This is a genomic window from Streptomyces sp. RK62 (genome assembly GCF_018070255.1).
In the GTDB taxonomy this organism is placed as follows: domain Bacteria; phylum Actinomycetota; class Actinomycetes; order Streptomycetales; family Streptomycetaceae; genus Streptomyces; species Streptomyces nigra.
This window is the reverse complement of sequence record NZ_JAGPYD010000002.1, coordinates 372,739-389,644: the sequence shown is the minus strand read 5'-3', so window position 1 is coordinate 389,644 and position 16,906 is coordinate 372,739. Positions and strand designations below refer to the sequence as shown.

16 protein-coding genes are annotated in these 16,906 nt (G+C 72.0%); 3 read left to right on the top strand and 13 right to left on the bottom strand.

Annotated features, from left to right (window positions below; translation table 11 throughout):
- Window positions 1–30 precede the first annotated feature (30 nt).
- The 4 genes from KBY32_RS05510 to KBY32_RS05495 form a co-directional block, all read right to left on the bottom strand.
- Window positions 31–234: a hypothetical protein gene (locus KBY32_RS05510; protein ID WP_055624323.1), complete on the bottom strand. Its 204-nt coding sequence runs from the start codon at window positions 232–234 to the stop codon at window positions 31–33.
- A gap of 228 nt (window positions 235–462) precedes the next feature.
- Window positions 463–1,005, bottom strand: coding sequence for a hypothetical protein (locus KBY32_RS05505; RefSeq protein WP_055624324.1), 543 nt, complete (start codon window positions 1,003–1,005; stop codon window positions 463–465).
- 35 nt (window positions 1,006–1,040) lie between these two features.
- Window positions 1,041–1,616: a GNAT family N-acetyltransferase gene (locus KBY32_RS05500; RefSeq protein ID WP_055624325.1), complete on the bottom strand. Its 576-nt coding sequence runs from the start codon at window positions 1,614–1,616 to the stop codon at window positions 1,041–1,043.
- Window positions 1,594–3,822, bottom strand: a complete 2,229-nt coding sequence (locus KBY32_RS05495; protein ID WP_210979065.1) for an MMPL family transporter — start codon at window positions 3,820–3,822, stop codon at window positions 1,594–1,596. Before KBY32_RS05495 ends, KBY32_RS05500 begins: the two co-directional genes overlap by 23 nt.
- Window positions 3,823–4,129: 307 nt before the next feature.
- Here KBY32_RS05495 and KBY32_RS05490 point away from each other — a divergent pair, with 307 nt between their 5' ends.
- On the top strand, window positions 4,130–4,933 hold the full coding sequence (locus KBY32_RS05490) for a cyclopropane-fatty-acyl-phospholipid synthase family protein (RefSeq protein ID WP_210979064.1): 804 nt from the start codon (window positions 4,130–4,132) through the stop codon (window positions 4,931–4,933).
- Between the two features lie 60 nt (window positions 4,934–4,993).
- Here the strand turns inward: KBY32_RS05490 and gatB are convergent, their stop codons facing one another.
- The 9 genes from gatB to KBY32_RS05445 all read right to left on the bottom strand — a co-directional run bounded on the left by gatB (window position 4,994) and on the right by KBY32_RS05445 (window position 15,685).
- Window positions 4,994–6,508, bottom strand: coding sequence for an Asp-tRNA(Asn)/Glu-tRNA(Gln) amidotransferase subunit GatB (gene gatB / locus KBY32_RS05485; protein ID WP_055624328.1), 1,515 nt, complete (start codon window positions 6,506–6,508; stop codon window positions 4,994–4,996).
- A 15-nt stretch (window positions 6,509–6,523) separates the two neighbouring features.
- Window positions 6,524–6,766: a hypothetical protein gene (locus tag KBY32_RS05480; RefSeq protein WP_079033834.1), complete on the bottom strand. Its 243-nt coding sequence runs from the start codon at window positions 6,764–6,766 to the stop codon at window positions 6,524–6,526.
- On the bottom strand, window positions 6,763–8,256 hold the full coding sequence (gene gatA / locus KBY32_RS05475) for an Asp-tRNA(Asn)/Glu-tRNA(Gln) amidotransferase subunit GatA (RefSeq protein WP_115507886.1): 1,494 nt from the start codon (window positions 8,254–8,256) through the stop codon (window positions 6,763–6,765). The genes KBY32_RS05480 and gatA overlap by 4 nt, the downstream gene beginning before the upstream one ends.
- A gap of 6 nt (window positions 8,257–8,262) precedes the next feature.
- Window positions 8,263–8,559, bottom strand: coding sequence for an Asp-tRNA(Asn)/Glu-tRNA(Gln) amidotransferase subunit GatC (gene gatC / locus KBY32_RS05470; RefSeq protein ID WP_019754397.1), 297 nt, complete (start codon window positions 8,557–8,559; stop codon window positions 8,263–8,265).
- A gap of 118 nt (window positions 8,560–8,677) precedes the next feature.
- Window positions 8,678–10,888 carry a bifunctional diguanylate cyclase/phosphodiesterase gene (locus tag KBY32_RS05465; protein WP_210979063.1) on the bottom strand — a complete coding sequence of 737 codons (2,211 nt, stop codon included), beginning with the start codon at window positions 10,886–10,888 and terminating at the stop codon, window positions 8,678–8,680.
- A gap of 272 nt (window positions 10,889–11,160) precedes the next feature.
- Complete coding sequence (gene ligA, locus KBY32_RS05460) at window positions 11,161–13,356, bottom strand: NAD-dependent DNA ligase LigA (protein WP_210979062.1); 2,196 nt, start codon at window positions 13,354–13,356, stop codon at window positions 11,161–11,163.
- Between the two features lie 14 nt (window positions 13,357–13,370).
- Window positions 13,371–14,378 (bottom strand): methionine synthase, encoded by a 1,008-nt coding sequence (locus KBY32_RS05455; protein WP_055624333.1) that lies wholly within the window; start codon window positions 14,376–14,378, stop codon window positions 13,371–13,373.
- A 39-nt stretch (window positions 14,379–14,417) separates the two neighbouring features.
- A complete protein-coding gene (locus KBY32_RS05450; protein WP_199835475.1) occupies window positions 14,418–15,107 on the bottom strand; it encodes an SDR family oxidoreductase in 690 nt (229 codons plus the stop codon).
- Between the two features lie 38 nt (window positions 15,108–15,145).
- Window positions 15,146–15,685, bottom strand: coding sequence for a TIGR00730 family Rossman fold protein (locus KBY32_RS05445; RefSeq protein ID WP_210979061.1), 540 nt, complete (start codon window positions 15,683–15,685; stop codon window positions 15,146–15,148).
- Window positions 15,686–15,735: 50 nt separating this feature from the next.
- Here KBY32_RS05445 and KBY32_RS05440 point away from each other — a divergent pair, with 50 nt between their 5' ends.
- A complete protein-coding gene (locus tag KBY32_RS05440; protein WP_055624336.1) occupies window positions 15,736–16,059 on the top strand; it encodes a DUF427 domain-containing protein in 324 nt (107 codons plus the stop codon).
- Between the two features lie 37 nt (window positions 16,060–16,096).
- Entirely contained in the window at window positions 16,097–16,876 is a 780-nt protein-coding gene (locus tag KBY32_RS05435) for an alpha/beta fold hydrolase (protein ID WP_210979060.1), read from the top strand.
- Window positions 16,877–16,906: the final 30 nt, after the last annotated feature.

Sequence of the window (16,906 nt, the reverse complement as noted above, 5' to 3'; positions counted from 1 at the left end):
GGCCGTCCCCGGATCCGGTGTCCCGCGGCCTCACGCGGCGCGTGCGGTGCCGTGCCGGCCGGGGCGGGCGCCGGGCGAGGGCGTGTCCTCCGCGTTCCGTGCGGGGCGCTGGGCGGCGCGGCGCTGGGCGCGGCGGACCCGGACGGCCTCGCGGACCAGGCGCTGGTGCTCGGCCTGGCGGATCAGTTCGTCGGTGCGGAGGTGGTGCATCTCGTGCTCGAAGTGGTCGAACATGGTGGTTTCCCCCTGGTGGGTCCCGGTTGTCATCGCTTCCTGCGATGCCTCAACCTTCGTCTCCCAGGGGGGTCCGCCACATCGGGAGAGTGCCGCATCTTGCCGGGCCGGTGGGTGCCTTAGACACGGCTGAGGGGCCTCAGGCCGCCGTCTAAGGTGCTTACGGCGGCTCTGAGGCCCCTCTGATCTGCGCTGTTCCCGCTCCGATCGGCGCGGGTGCGCGGTGTCTCAGCCGGCGGAGGGCAGGCCGAGCAGGGCGTCGGTGTACTTGAGGACGGCCAGCAGCAGGCCGATGACGCCGAGGGCGACACCGCCCCAGGCGACCGACTTGATCCAGGCGGGCTGCGGCAGACCGGGGGTGCCGAACGCGGGCCGGGCGAGCACCACGACGCCGACGATCAGCGCGACCACCGCGAACAGGCCGGCGAACAGCGCGGAGGCCTGCCAGGCGTCGCCGTAGACCGCCTGGATCTGGGTGGCGACGGCGGCGTCGGAGCGGGTCTCCAGCTGGCCGATGAGTGTCTGGCGGGCGGCGGCGACGGTGCCGATCCAGCCGCCGGTCAGGGACACGAGGCCGAGGGCCGCGGAGACCACCGCGGCGGCGCCCTGGCCGACGAAGGAGGGCGCCGCTTCCGTCGCCTCGGCGGCCACCTCCTCGGACTCGTCGCCGGTGACGGCCTCGGCCGGGGCCTCGGTCGTCTCGGTGACGTCCACGTTCTCGTCGTCGGCCTTGGCCGGGGTCACGGTCTCGTCCACTGTCTTCGTTCCCATGTCTGGCACCGTACGGACGCTTCCTGAGAGGTGTCTTAATGATCGCTGTGCGCGGTGCGCACGCGTGCTTCGCGCCACTCCGGGGCGAGGATCGACCACAGTTCCAGGTCGTGGCGCACCCCACCATAGAGGTGGGCCTGCCGGCGTACGCCGTCCCGGGTCATCCCGAGGCGGCGGGCGACGTTCAGGCTGGCGGTGTTCCCGGCGGCGGCCACCCATTCGACGCGGTGGATGCCGCGTTCCTCGACGGCCCAGTCGATGAGCGGCCGCATGGCCCGGGTGACCAGGCCGCGCCCGGTCGCCGCGGGCTCCAGCCAGCAGCCGACCTCGCAGACCCCGGCGGCGGCGTCGAAGTTCAGGGTGAGGACGCCGCCGACGAGCCGTCCGTCCAGCCAGATGCCGTGGTACGACGCCTTGTCGGCGGCGCGCAGGTCGGCGTACCGCTGGAGGGTCTCGCGGGCGGACACCGGGTCCGTGACGGCCGAGCCGAACGGGATGAACCGTCCGATGAACTCCCGGCCCCGCTCCAGATGGGCCAGGAACTCCTGCGCGTGCCACGGTTCCAGCGGCCTCAGCTCGGCTCCGTCGTCACCCAGGGATATCGCGTACATCGCCCCGCTGCTCCTTCTCCAGTTCCGCCACGACGTCGGTGAGCGTCTCATGGGCGGCACGGCACTCGGGCGGCTCGATGCTGATGCGGGGCATGCGCTTGTCCAGCCAGCGGGGCAGCCACCAGTTGGCTCCGCCGAGCAGATGCATCAGGGCGGGGACGAGGAGGGTGCGCAGGACGAAGGCGTCCAGGGCGACGGCCGCCGCGAGGGCGATGCCGAACATGGCGATCACGCGGTCGCCGCTGAGGACGAAGGCGAGGAACACCGAGATCATGATGACCGCGGCGGAGTTGATCACCCGGCTGGTCTCGGCGAGGCCGATGCGTACGGCCCGCCGGTTGTCGCCGGTCTCCAGCCACTCCTCGTACATCCGGCTGACCAGGAAGACCTGGTAGTCCATGGAGAGCCCGAAGAGGACGGACACCATGATCACGGGGAGGAAGGGCTCGATCGGGCCGGCCCGGCCCAGCCCCAGCAGCTCGCTCCCCCACCCCCACTGGAAGACCGCGACGACGACGCCGAAGGCGGCGGCGACGGCGGCCACGTTCATCGCGGCGGCCTTGAGCGGGATGCCGACCGAGCGGAAGGCGAGCAGGAGCAGCAGACAGCCCAGGCCGATGACGACCCCGACGAACAGGGGCAGCTTGCCGACGATCACGTCGGCGAAGTCGTCGTAGCCGGCCGTCATACCGCCGACCTGTATGTCGAGGGCGGTGCCGGTCTCGGCGCGCGGCAGGACCTCGTCGCGCAGCCGGTCCACGAGGCCGCTGGTCCGCTGGGACTGCGGGGACGACTCGGGGAGCACGGTGAGGTAGGCGGTGTCGCTGTGCGCGTTGTACGTCACCGGGGTGGCCGAGGCGACGCCCTCCGTGGCGCGCAGGGTGGTGTCGAGGCGGTCCAGGGCGAGCTTGTCCTCGGCGCCGTGGACCTCGGTGACTAGGGTGAGCGGCCCGTTGACGCCGGGTCCGAAGCCGTCCGCGAGGAGGTCGTAGGCCTGGCGGGTGGTGGAGGCCGCCGGGTTGTTGCCCTGGTCGGAGGTGCCCAGGCGCAGGCCCAGGGTGGGCAGCGCGAGGACGGTGATGACGGCGAGGGCGATCGCGCCGAGCGCCTTGGGGTGCCGTTCGACGAACGCGGACCAACGGGCGGCGAGCCCGGTGGGCAGCTCGGGCTGGGGGCCGTGCTCGGCGAGCCGGCGCCGCTCGCGGCGGCTGAGGGCGCGCATGCCGATGAGGGACAGCAGGGCGGGCAGCAGGGTGACGGACGCGGCGACGGTGAGGACGACGGTGAGGGACGCGGCGATGGCCACGCCGTTGAGGAAGCTCAGCCGCAGGATGAGCATGCCGAGCAGGGCGATGCACACCGTGGCGCCCGCGAACACCACCGCGCGCCCGGTGGTCGCCACCGCGTTGGTGATCGACTCGGCCACGGGCAGGCCGCGTTTGAGCCCCCGCCGGTGTCTGGTGACGATGAACAGGGCGTAGTCGATGCCGACGCCGAGGCCGATCAGCATGCCGAGCATGGGGGCGAAGTCGGCGACCGTCATGGCGTGCCCGAGGAGCGCGATGCCCGCGTAGGCGGTGCCGACGCTCACCAGGGCGGTGGCGATGGGCAGCAGCGAGGCGGCGAGCGAGCCGAAGGCGAGGAAGAGCACGACGGCGGCGACGGCCACGCCGACGATCTCGGCGGTGTGCCCGCCCGGCGACTCGGTCAGCGCGACGGCGGACCCGCCGAGCTCGACCTGGAGATCGTCGGTCGCGGCGGCCTTCGCCGTGTCCACAACGGCACGGGCCTCGCCCGCATCGAGGTGCTCGGCGCCCGCGTCGAAGGTCACGGTGGCGTAGGCGGTGTGCCCGTCCTCGCTGATCCGGGCGGGGCCCTGCTTGTCGTAGGGGTTGTCCACGGACGCGACGCCGGGCAGGTGGGCGATGTCGTCCAGGGTGCGCGTCATGGTCTGCTCGACGACGCCGGCGCGGACGGTGCCCGACGCGGTGTGCCACACGACGGTGTCGCTGTCACCGCCGAGTCCGGGGAAGCCGTCCTGCAACAGCTGGGTGGCGCGGCCCGACTCGGTGCCGGGGACCTCGTAGTCGTTGGAGTACGCGGAGCCCGTGACGGCGGCGGCCGCGCTCACCCCGCCGAAGGCGAGGAGCCAGAGCAGTACGGCGACGAGGCGGCGTTGGACACACCAGCGTGCAAGAGCTGCCACGAACGTGCTCCCAGGGGGACGATGTGTGGATCTTTGACCGGGAACAGTCGTTCATGAAGTGAACAGCCCGCAAAGAACGCATGAGCGATGTGAAACAACCCTTGCATCAGAAAATGATCGTTTGCCGCGATCGTGGGGTTGTTCACAGCAATAGGAGGAAGATCACAGGAAAGTAACGGCGTTTGCGTCGTCGCAGGTGGCGCCTCTCACAGAAGTGCCCCCGCGCACCGGGAACTTATTCTGAGCGCCCGGCCGGGCTCCTCCGTATCCTTTTCCGCTGTCCCGGACCCAAGGAGCCCATCCACTTATGCCGGACCACACCCCGCACACCCCGAGTGAGCACCTCGCCGCACGGCTGACCCACCCCCGCTATCCGCGCTCCGGCCACTACGACCCCCGCTGGGTGATCGACAACCAGATGGGGCCGAACGCGCTCTGGCTGCTGGAGTGGCTGGCCCCCGCCCTCGGCCTGGACGCCCTGCGCCCCGGCGCCCGCATCCTCGACCTGGGCTGCGGCCGTGCCATGACCTCCGTCTTCCTGGCCAGGGAGTACGACGCGCAGGTCACCGCCGCCGACCTGTGGATCGAGCCCGACGACAACGCCCGCCGGGTCGCCGAGGCCGGCTTCGCCGACCGGGTGCTGCCCGTGAAGGCGGAGGCGCACGACCTGCCGTTCGCCGAGGGGTGCTTCGACACGATCGTCAGCATCGACGCCTACCAGTACTTCGGCACCGACGACCTCTACCTGCCCACGCTCACCCGGCTGCTGCGCCCCGGCGGCCGGATCGGCGTGGTCGTCCCCGCGCTGCGCGAGGAGCCGGACGGCGTGGAGCCGCCGGAGCATCTGCGGCCGTACTGGGAGCCCGCGTACTGGTGCTTCCACAGCGCCGGCTGGTGGCGGCGGCACTGGACCCGCAGCGGTGCCGTGGAGGTCGAGGCCGCCGACTGGCTGGACGACGGCTGGCGGGACTGGCTGCTGTGGTGCGAGGTCGTCGCCGAGGAGAGCCCGGAGGAGTTCCACCGCACGATGGCCCGCCAGGTCGCCGAGATGGTCCGCCGGGACGAGGGCCGCACGCTGGGCTTCGTCCGCCTGGTGGGACGCCGCCTGTGACGACGAGGGGGGACGCACCGGCATCCGGTGCGTCCCCCCTCGGGGTGTCCTGCCTGAAGCTCAGCCTTCGCCGACGCCCAGCTTCTCCAGGATCAGCTCCTTGACGCGGGCCGCGTCGGCCTGGCCACGGGTGGCCTTCATGACCGCGCCGACCAGGGCGCCGGCCGCGGCGACCTTGCCGGAGCGGATCTTGTCGGCGATGCCCGGGTTGCCGGCGATGGCCTCGTCGACGGCGGCACCGAGGGCGCCCTCGTCGGAGACGACCTTCAGACCGCGCTTGTCGACGACCTCGTCCGGGGTGCCCTCGCCCGCGAGGACGCCCTCGATGACCTGACGGGCCAGCTTGTCGTTCAGGTCACCCTTCGCGACGAGCTCCGTGACCCGGGCGACCTGCTCGGGCGTGATGGACAGCTCGTCGAGCGCCTTGCCCGACTCGTTGGCGCTGCGGGCCAGCTCGCCCATCCACCACTTGCGGGCGGAGGCCGCGTCGGCACCCGCGTCGATCGTGGCGACGATCAGGTCCAGCGCACCGGCGTTGAGGATCGCCTGCATGTCGGTCGCCGAGATGCCCCACTCCTCGCGGAGCCGGTTGCGGCGGGCCAGCGGAAGCTCCGGCAGCCCGGCGCGGATCTCCTCGACCCACTCGCGCGAGGGAGCCACCGGCACCAGGTCCGGCTCGGGGAAGTACCGGTAGTCCTCGGCCTCCTCCTTCACACGGCCCGAGGTGGTGGACCCCGTGTCCTCGTGGAAGTGCCGGGTCTCCTGCACGATCGTGCCGCCGGACGACAGCACGGCCGCGTGCCGCTGGATCTCGAAACGGGCCGCGCGCTCCACGGACCGCAGCGAGTTGACGTTCTTCGTCTCCGAACGGGTGCCGAACTTCTCGGTGCCGTGCGGGCGCAGCGACAGGTTCACGTCGCAGCGCATCTGGCCCATCTCCATCCGGGCCTCGGAGACGCCGAGCGCCTTGATGACCTCGCGGAGCTCACGGACGTACGCCTTCGCGACCTCGGGGGCGCGCTCGCCGGCGCCCTCGATCGGCTTGGTGACGATCTCGATGAGCGGGATGCCGGCGCGGTTGTAGTCCAGCAGGGAGTGGGACGCGCCGTGGATACGGCCGGTGGCGCCGCCGACGTGCGTCGACTTGCCGGTGTCCTCCTCCATGTGGGCGCGCTCGATCTCGACGCGGAAGGTCTCCCCGTCCTCCAGCTGCACGTCGAGGTAGCCGTTGAAGGCGATCGGCTCGTCGTACTGGGAGGTCTGGAAGTTCTTCGGCATGTCCGGATAGAAGTAGTTCTTCCGGGCGAAGCGGCACCATTCGGCGATCTCGCAGTTCAGCGCGAGGCCGATCTTGATGGCGGACTCGACACCGGTCGCGTTGACGACCGGGAGCGCGCCGGGCAGGCCGAGGCAGACCGGGCAGGTCTGCGTGTTGGCGTCCTGGCCGAGCGCGGTCGAGCAACCGCAGAACATCTTGGTCTTGGTGCCGAGTTCGACATGGACCTCGAGGCCCATGACGGGGTCGTACGACGCGAGTGCGTCCTCGTACGACACCAGGTCGGTCGTGGTGGTCACGGTGAAACTTCCCTCTCAGCCCAGCAGGACGTCGTCGTCGCCCAGCCGCTTCAGCTCGCGGTAGAGGATGGCGAGGCCGGTGACGATCGCGGTGGCGGAGACGGCGGCGTCGATCAGACGCAGCGTGTCGCTCTCCACGCGGGCCTTCCGGGCCTGCTTGACGACGTTGACCGCACCGAACGCGGTGGTGGCCATGGACAGGTACAGCCCGGACTTCGACTTCTTGAAGCCCTTGGCCTTCGACATTGCCTTGCTCACAGCGACGGAGCCTCCTCGATCAGCGGGTGGCCCCACTTTTCCACGAAGGCCGCCTCGACGGCCGCGCCGACCTTGTAGAGCCGGTCGTCCTTCAGGGCCGGGGCGATGATCTGCAGGCCGACCGGAAGGTTGTCCTCCGGGGCCAGACCGCAGGGCAGCGACATGGCCGCGTTGCCCGCGAGGTTCGTCGGGATGGTGCACAGGTCGGCCAGGTACATCGCCATCGGGTCGTCGGCGCGCTCGCCGATCGCGAAGGCGGTGGTCGGGGTCGTCGGGGAGACGATCACGTCGACCTGCTCGAAGGCCTTCTCGAAGTCACGCGTGATGAGCGTGCGGACCTTCTGGGCGCTGCCGTAGTACGCGTCGTAGTAGCCGCTCGACAGGGCGTACGTGCCGAGCATGATGCGGCGCTTCACCTCGGGGCCGAAGCCGGCCTCACGGGTGAGGGAGGTGACCTCCTCCGCGGAGTGCGTGCCGTCGTCGCCGACGCGCAGGCCGTAGCGCAGGCCGTCGAAGCGGGCGAGGTTGGAGGAGCACTCCGACGGGGCGATCAGGTAGTACGCGGAGAGCGCCAGGTCGAAGGACGGGCAGTCCAGCTCGACGATCTCGGCGCCGAGCTCCTTCAGCAGTTCGACGGACTCGTCGAAGCGCTGGATGACGCCGGCCTGGTAGCCCTCGCCGCGGAACTGCTTGACGACGCCGACGCGCATCCCCTGGACGCTGCCGTTGCGGGCGGCCTCCACGACCGGCGGGACCGGGGCGTCGATGGACGTGGAGTCCATCGGGTCGTGCCCTGCGATGACCTCGTGCAGCAGGGCCGCGTCCAGGACCGTACGGGCGCAGGGCCCGCCCTGGTCCAGGGAGGAGGAGAAGGCGACCATGCCGTACCGGGAGACCGCGCCGTACGTCGGCTTGACGCCGACCGTGCCGGTGACGGCGGCCGGCTGGCGGATGGAGCCGCCGGTGTCGGTGCCGATGGCGAGCGGCGCCTGGAAGGAGGCCAGCGCGGCGGACGAGCCGCCGCCGGAGCCGCCGGGGATCTTGGTGAGGTCCCAGGGGTTGCCGGTCGGGCCGTAGGCGCTGTTCTCGGTGGAGGACCCCATGGCGAACTCGTCCATGTTGGTCTTGCCGAGGATGACCACGTCGGCGGCCTTCAGCCGCTTGGTGAGCGTCGCGTCGTACGGCGGGATCCAGCCTTCGAGCATCTTCGAGCCGACGGTCGTCGGGATGCCCTCGGTGGTGAAGATGTCCTTCAGCGCGAGGGGGACGCCGGCCAGCGGGCCCAGCTTCTCGCCGCGCTCCCGCTTCTCGTCGACGGCGCGGGCCTGCGCGAGCGCGCCCTCGCGGTCGACGTGGAGGAAGGCGTGCACCTTCTCGTCGACGGCCTCGATCCGGGCCAGGTGGGCCTCGGTGACCTGGACGGCCGTGAGCTCGCCGGAGGCGATCTTCTCGGCGGTCTCGGCCGCAGTGAGCTTGATGATGTCCGTCATGACTTCTTAGTCCTCCCCCAGGATCTGCGGCACCTTGAAACGCTGCTGCTCCTGGGCCGGGGCGCCGGAGAGCGCCTGCTCGGGGGTGAGCGAGGGACGGACCTCGTCCTCGCGCATGACGTTCGTCAGCGGGAGCGGGTGCGAGGTCGGCGGTACGTCTTGGTCGGCGACCTCACTGACGCGGGCGACCGCGCCGATGATGTCGTCCAGCTGTCCCGCGAAGTGGTCGAGCTCTTCGGGCTTCAGCTCCAGACGCGCCAGCCGGGCGAGGTGGGCGACCTCCTCGCGCGTGATGCCAGGCATGCAGCGATCCTCTGGGGTGAGTGTGTGTGGTTTGGCCCAATCCTATGGGTCGGGGGGGCGTGCCCGTGCATCGGTTTCCCCGTGGGGCCCGCGGGGTGCTGTTCAGGGCGTCACCAGGTCACTCGGCGGCCGGGAGCGCCGCCTTCGGACGCTGCCAGCCGCGCGATCCGCGCGCCCGCAGCCACGCCGTCGTCTCCTCGGGCGGCATGGCGGCCGCCACCAGCCAGCCCTGGACGGCGTCGCAGCGCAGATCGCGCAGCCGCTCCCAGGTCTCGTCGTCCTCGACGCCCTCGGCGACGACGAGCAGGCCGAGGGAGTGCGCGAGGTCGACCGTGCAGCGCACGATCTCGGCGTCCTCGGCGTCCACCGCGAGGCGGGCCACGAAGGAGCGGTCGATCTTCAGCTCGCTCACCGGCAGCCGCCGCAGATGCACCAGCGAGGAGTAGCCGGTGCCGAAGTCGTCCAGGGACATCTTCACGCCGTGCCCGGTGAGGGCGGCGAGGGTGTCGGCGGCGCGGGTCGGGTCCTCCAGCAGGACGTGCTCGGTGATCTCCAGCTGGAGCGCCCCCGCCGGGACGCCGTGCCGGGCGAGGCGCGCGGCGACGGAGCCGGCGAAGCCGGGGGTGTGCACGTCGCGCGGGGAGACGTTGACGGCGACCGGCACGAACAGGCCCTGGGAGCGCCAGCGCGCCACCTGGCCGAGCGCGGTCTCCAGGACGTACTCGGTGAGGTGCGGCATCAGCCCCGAGGACTCGGCTATCGCTATGAACTCGTCCGGCGGCACCCTCCCGCGCTCGGGGTGCACCCAGCGGACCAGCGCCTCGAGGCCGGCGACCTGTCCGTCGAAGCGGACCTTCGGCTGGTAGTGCAGCTCGACCTCGTGCGCGTCCAGGGCGCGGCGCAGATCGCCGAGCAGGCCGAGCCGGTCCGGGGTGTTGGAGTCCCGCTTGGACTCGTAGACCTCGACGCCCGTACGGTCCCGCTTCGCCTGGTACATGGCGACGTCCGCGCGGCGCAGCATCCCCTCGGCGTCCAGCGCGTGGTCCGGGAAGACGGCGACCCCGGCGCTGGCCTCCAGCACCAGGGTGAGGCCGTCCAGGTCGAGCGGTGAGCTGAGCGCGGCGACCAGACCGCGGGCGACGCGGGTCGCGGACGTGGTGGAGTCGGCGACGGGCAGCAGGACGGCGAACTCGTCTCCCCCGAGCCGCGCGGCCTCCGCCCCGCGCGGCAGGGCGAGCTGCAACCGGTCGGCGATCTGCAACAGCAGTCGGTCACCGGCGAGATGCCCCAAGGTGTCGTTGACCGACCGGAAACGGTCGAGGTCGATCAGCATGAGCGCGGACCGGGCGCCGATGCGTTCGGCGTCGTCCAGCGCGGTCCAGATCCGCTCCTGCAGCCACTGCCGGTTCGGCAGCCCGGTCAGCGGATCGCGCAGCTGCTCCTCCGCCCGGGCCCGGGCGATCCACAGCGTGGAGTCGAGGGCGATGAGCGGTATGGCGAACAGCGGCAGCAGCAAGGGCTTGGCGACGGCGACCACGCACACCAGCGGGGCGATGCCGAGCAGCGCGACGGCGACCAGGCCCTGTCTGACCAGGGCGGTGCGGGCGACGGTGGGCAGGCCGCCGCGCGGGGCGTGCAGATACCAGTGCAGGACGCGGGTGACGAGGAGGTAGGCGACCGCGACCAGGACGACGCCCGGCGCGGTGTACGGCGTCCAGGTGTCGGGGCTCCAGGGTCTCTCGACGCTCGGCACCCGGCCGAACGCGGCCAGCACCAGGGCGCCGGAGGCGATGCCGAGGATGTCCACCGCGCCGTGCAGCACGCCCTGGCGCCAGCTGCCGCGGCGGGCGACGCCGACCAGGACGACGACGGTGAGGCTGACCATGCCGGCCGGCACCCAGCCGTACAGCAGCAGGACGGCGAGGGTGAGGGCGGCGCCGGAGCCGGTGCCGCCCCACCAGCGGGCGCGGCCGAGAGCCACCAGATGGCCGACGATGACGCCGGTCAGCACGGCCAGGGACCAGCCGACGGTGCCGGACGGGAAGAGGGCGTGGCCGCCGGTGAAGGCCCGGTAGAACCCGGCGCCGAGGACGAACGCGGCGGCCCCGACCACCGCCGCGGGCAACGTGGGCCAGTAGGGGTGCCGTTCCTGTCCGGAGTCGGGCGGCCCGGCGCCGGGCTCGCCGTCGCGTCGTACGCCGCCGCCGTCCGTGGTGTCCCGCCCGGTGCCCGCGCCCGGGCGATCCGCGGTCCGTGTCGCCCACCCGCGCCATGCGCCGGCCGTCCGGCGCAGCCGTGAGTGCGGGGCGGCACTCTCGGTCGGTTCCATTCCCGTCCCTCTCACAGCCGGCGGTGCCCACGCCACGCGGCCCGTCGCCCGACAACTTCCCTCGACGGCCCCGCGCCGGAAAACCCTTCCCTCCGCCCTTCCTTGCTCCTCGACGGCGAAGGGATGCCCCGACCGCAGCTGGGCACGGCAGGCGCACATCTCAACAGTAGGCCGCTGAAGGCGCGTACGGGCAGCGGTCGTCGACGGTTGCCCGAATGCGCCCCAGCCACCCGTATGCATCTGATATGCGCCTATCGGGCCAGGTTCAACCGCTACTGCTCCGCGGACAGGGCAACTTCGGCCGCCGCTTCCGGCCCCTGTTCCAGCAGGACGGCGAAGCCGTCCTCGTCCAGAACCGGCACCTTCAGCTGCATCGCCTTGTCGTACTTGGACCCCGGGCTGTCGCCCACGACGACGAAGGACGTCTTCTTCGACACCGAACCGGTCACCTTCGCTCCGCGGCTCTCCAGCGCCTCCTTGGCCCCGTCCCGCGTGTAGTTCTCCAGCGTGCCGGTGACGACGACCGTCAGCCCTTCCAGCGGGCGGGGGCCCTCGTCCTCGCCGGAGGACTGCTCCTCCAGCGGCACTCCGGCCGCCTTCCACTTGCGGATGATCTCGCGGTGCCAGTCCTCGGCGAACCACTCCTTGAGGGCGGCGGCGATGATGGGACCGACTCCGGCGGTCGCCGCGAGCTCTTCCTCCGTGGCCTGTTCGATGCGGTCGATGGAGCGGAACTCACGGGCGAGGGCCTGCGCCGCGACCGGGCCGACGTGCCGGATGGACAGGCCGTTGAGGAACCTCGCGAGCGGGCGCTGCTTGGCCGCCTCGATGTTGGCCAGCAGGGCGAGGGTGTTCTTCTTCGGCTCGCCCTTCTGGTTGGCGAAGACCGTGACGACCTTCTCCTTGCCCGTCTTGGGGTCGCGCTTGGGCAGACCGCTGTCGGGGTCGAGGACGTACGCCTTGATGGGCAGCAGCTTCTCCACCGTCAGGTCGAACAGGTCGCCCTCGTCGGCCATGGGCGGGTCGGCCGGCTCCAGCGGGCGGGTGAGCGCGGCGGCGGCCACCGCGCCGAAGTGCTCGATGTCCAGGCACTCCCGGCCGGCGAGGTAGGTGAGGCGCTCCCGCAACTGGGCGGGGCAGGTACGGGCGTTGGGGCAGCGGAGGTCGATGTCGCCCTCCTTCATGGGCCGCAGCGGGGTGCCGCACTCGGGGCACTCGCTGGGCATCACGAACTCCCGCTCGCTGCCGTCCCGCAGGTCGACGACCGGGCCGAGGATCTCCGGGATGACGTCGCCGGCCTTGCGGATGACGACGGTGTCCCCGATGAGGACGCCCTTGGCCTTGACGACCTCCTGGTTGTGCAGGGTGGCGAACTCGACCTCGCTGCCCGCGACGGTGACCGGCTCGACCTGGGCGTACGGGGTGACGCGGCCGGTGCGGCCGACGCCGACCTTGATGTCGATGAGCTTGGTGTTCACCTCCTCCGGCGCGTACTTGTACGCGATGGCCCAGCGCGGGGCGCGCGCGGTGGAGCCGAGGCGGCCCTGGAGCCGGATCTCGTCGAGCTTGACGACGACGCCGTCGATCTCGTGCTCGACGGAGTGGCGGTTCTCGCCGTAGTACGCGATGAACTCGCGGATGCCTTCGAGGTCGTCGACCACGCGGTTGTGCGGGGAGGTGGGCAGGCCCCAGGTCTTCAGCAGGTCGTAGGCCTGGGAGAGCCGGGTCATGCCGGAGAAGCCCTGGAGGGCGCCGATGCCGTGGACGACCATGTGCAGCGGGCGGGTGGCGGTGACGCGCGGGTCCTTCTGGCGCAGCGAACCGGCCGCCGCGTTGCGCGGGTTGGCGAAGGGCTTGTCGCCGGCGGCGACCAGGCGTTCGTTGAGCTCGAGGAACTTCGCCATCGGGAAGTAGACCTCGCCGCGGATCTCGACCAGCTCGGGGACCTCGTCGCCGTGGAGGCGCTCCGGGATCTCCGCGATGGTGCGGACGTTGGGCGTGATGTCCTCGCCCGTGCGGCCGTCGCCGCGGGTGGCGGCACGGGTGAGACGGCCCTTCTCGTACGTCAGGTTGACGGCGAGTCCGTCGACCTTCAGCTCGCACAGGAAGTGGTACTCCTGATCGCCCAGTTCACGGGCGATGCGGTCCGCCCAGGCGGCGAGCTCCTCGTCGTTGAAGGTGTTGTCGAGCGACAGCATCCGCTCGCGGTGCTCGACCGCGGTGAACTCCGTCTCGTACGAACCCGCGACCTTCTGGGTCGGCGAGTCCGGGGTGCGCAGCTCCGGATACTTCTCCTCGAGGGCCTCCAGCCTCTTCAGCAGCCGGTCGAACTCGGCGTCGCTGACGACGGGGGCGTCCTTCACGTAGTACCGGAAGCGGTGCTCCTCGATCTGCTCCGCCAGCTGCGCGTGCTCTTCGCGGGCCTCGGCGGGCACCGCCGTCGTCTCCGCCTGCTTGTCGCCGGCCACCGTGTTTCCTCCCGTTACTCTGGGTTGTCCGCGAGGGATCTCGCCGCCTGGACGCAATGGGCGAGTGCCCGGCGCGCGTAGTCGGGGGACGCGCCCGCGAGTCCGCACGCCGGCGTGATCGTGACCGTCTCCGCGAGCAGCCCCGGTGACAGCCCCAGCCTGCGCCACAACGTCCTGACACCCATGACGCTACCGGCAGGGTCCGACAACGGGACGTCCGTGCCGGGGACGACACCGGCGAACAGCCGCGTGCCGCCTTCCACCGCCTCGCCGATCGCGTCGTCGTCACGCTCCGTGAGGAGGGAGAGGTCGAAGGAGACCGCGGCCGCGCCCGCCCGGCGCAGCAGCGCGAACGGCACGTCCGGTGCGCACGAGTGGACCACGACCGGGCCGTCGCCGTGCACCCCGACGACGTCGCGGAGGGTGGCCTCGACGATCTGCCGGTCGACGGCGCGGTGGGTGCGGTAGCCGCTGGCGGTCCTGACCTGTCCGCGCAGCACCGCGACCAGGGACGGCTCGTCGAGCTGGAGGACGAGCCGGGCGCCGGGGACCCGGCGCCCGACCTCCGCGAGATGCTCGCGCAGGCCCTCGGCGAGCGAGGCGGCGAGGTCCCGGCAGGCGCCGGGGTCGGACAGCGCGGCCTCGCCGTTGCGCAGCTCCAGGGCCGCGGCGAGCGTCCAGGGCCCCACGGCCTGCACCTTCAGCGGCCCCTCGTAGCCCTGGGTGAACTCCTCCAGCGCGTCGAGGTCCTCGCGCAGCCAGGACCGGGCCCGCCGGGTGTCGCGGCCGGGCCGGTCGCCGAGCCGCCACCCGCTGGGCTCCACGCGCGCGTACAGCTCGACGAGGAGCCCCGCGGTCCGCCCGATCATGTCGGCGCCGGGCCCGCGGGCGGGCAGTTCGGCCAGGAACGGGAAGTCCTCGAAGGAGCCGGTGGCGGTCTTCGCGGCCTCGCGGGCGTCGCCGCCGGGCAGCGAACCGACGCCGGTGGCCGCGCCGAACGGGAACTCAGTGCTGTTGCTCACCCGGAAAGACTATGCAACGCCGGGCGGGCGCACCGCCGCTCACCTGCCGGGCCGGACCGTCAGGTCGTTCACCTCCGCGTCGCGCGGCAGGTCCAGGGTCATCAGGATCGTCGTGGCGACCGACTCGGGGTCGATCCAGCGCGCGGGGTCGTACTCCTTGCCCTCCTGCTGGTGCACCTTGGCCTGCATGGGGCTCGCCGTGCGGCCCGGGTAGACCGAGGTGACCCGGACGCCGTTGCCGTGCTCCTCGGCCCGCAGGGAGTCCGCCAGGGCCTTCAGACCGTGCTTGGAGGCCGCGTACGCCCCCCATTGGGCGTGGGCGGTGAGACCGGCGCCGGAGTTCACGAACAGCACGTGCCCGCGCGCGGCGCGCAGCTGGGGCAGGAAGTGCCGGGTCAGTTCGGCGGGGGCGATCAGGTTGACGTTCAGCTGGTGGCGCCAGGTCTTGGGGGTGAGGTCGCCGACCGGGCCCAGGTCGACGACGCCGGCGATGTGCAGCAGGGAGTCGACCCGGTCGGGCAGCGACTGGTGGGAGAAGGCCCAGGACAGCCGGTCCGGGTCGGCCAGGTCGCCGACCAGGGTCCTCGCGCCCTCGTAGCGGGCGGCGAGCTCCTTCGCGCGGGCGGCGTCGCGCGCGTGCAGGACCAGGTCGTCCCCGCGCGCGTGCAGACGGCGGGCGACGGCCGCGCCGATTCCGGAGCCGGCTCCGGTGATCACATGTGTAGCCATACCCGCCATGCTCGCACCAGGCCCGGATCGGCTCCGGATCAGGCCACGCCCTGGCTCTCCTCCAGGTAGGCGAGGGCGCCCACGGGCTCCTCGGCGAAGAAGACCAGGTCGGTGAGCGGGCGGGGCAGGAAGCCTTCGTCGTCCATACGCCGGAACTGCTCCTTCAGGCCGTCGTAGAACCCGGCGGTGTTGAGCAGGACGACCGGCATCTCGGTGTGGCCGTGCTTCTTCAGCTCCAGGATCTCGGTCGCCTCGTCCAGGGTGCCGGTGCCGCCGACCATGATCACCACGGCGTCGGCCTTCTCCAGGAGCAGCCTCTTGCGCTCGGCGAGGTCCTTGGCGACCACCATCTCGTCGACGCCCGGCCGCGCCTTGGCGGAGAGGAACTCCACGGACACCCCGACGAGCCGGCCGCCCGCCTCCTGCACACCGTCCGCGACGACCTTCATCAGCCCCACGTCGGAACCGCCCCAGACGAGCGTGTGCCCGCCCTTGCCCAGCAGTTCCGCGAACTCGCGCGCGGGGCCGGTGTAGCGGTCGTCGAGGTCGGCGGCGGAGAGGAAGACGCAGATACGCATGGGCCCACGGTACGCGGGAAGAACCGGCGGCCCGCGCGCGCTGTCCCCACATGACCCTTGGACACACGATCACGATCGAACAGGGGACCCGGCGCGTACGGGTCGTGCACGACGGCCAGGTGCTGGCGGAGAGCGACCGCCCGCTGGTGCTGCGGGAGACGGGCTGTCCCGTGCGGTACTACCTCCCGCCGGAGGACGTCCGCCTGGACCTGCTGACCCCGTCGGCCACCCACACCCACTGCCCCTTCAAGGGCGACGCCTCCTACTGGTCGCACGGCGACACCGCGGATCTGGTCTGGGCGTACCCGGACCCGAAGCCGGACGTCGCGGCGATCAAGGACCACCTCTGCTTCTACGAAGTCGAGGTGTCGTAGGCGATTACTTCCGTGCCGTACGGCAATCTGCACAGGCATGGACAAGAAGACCATTTCAGCCGACGGCACCTCCCTCGCCTACGCGAGCCGGGGCGAGGGTCCGCCGGTGATCCTCGTCAGCGGCGCGATGTCCACCGGGGACACCGTGGCGCCCCTGGCGGAGGCGCTCGCGGACCGCTTCACGGCCGTCGTCTACGACCGCCGGGGGCGCGGCGCGAGCGGTGACACCCAGCCGTACGCGGTGGAGCGCGAGGTGGAGGACCTGGCGGCGCTGATCGGCGCGGTCGGCGGCGAGGCGGCGCTGTACGGCGTCTCCTCGGGCGGCGCGCTGGCGCTGCGGGCGGCCGCGAGCGGGCTGCCGGTGCGCCGGATCGCCGTGTACGAGGTGCCGTTCGCCGTGTACGAGGGCGGCGCCGAGGAGCGGGCGGAGTACACCGAGCGGCTGACGAGCGCGCTGGAGCAGGACCGGCGCGGGGACGCGGTCGAGCTGTTCCTGCGGCTGACAGGGCTCGGCGAGGGCCTCATCCAGGGCGCCCGGCAGTCCCCGATGTGGCCCGGCATGGAGTCGATCGCGCCGAGCCTGGCCTACGACGACGCCGTGATGGGCGACGGTCTGGTGCCGGAGGCCCGGCTGGCGTCGATCACGGCGCCGGTCCTGTCGCTCGCGGGCGGCGCGAGCCCCGAGTGGATGCGCGAGGCGGCCCGCATCGTCGCGGACACGGCACCCCGGGGGACGTACCGGGTGCTGGAGCGGCAGTCCCACATGGTGGAGCCGGAGGTGCTGGCGCCGGTCCTGACGGAGTTCTTCGGGCAGTGACCGGCGCGGGGCACGCGCGGGTGCGGGCAG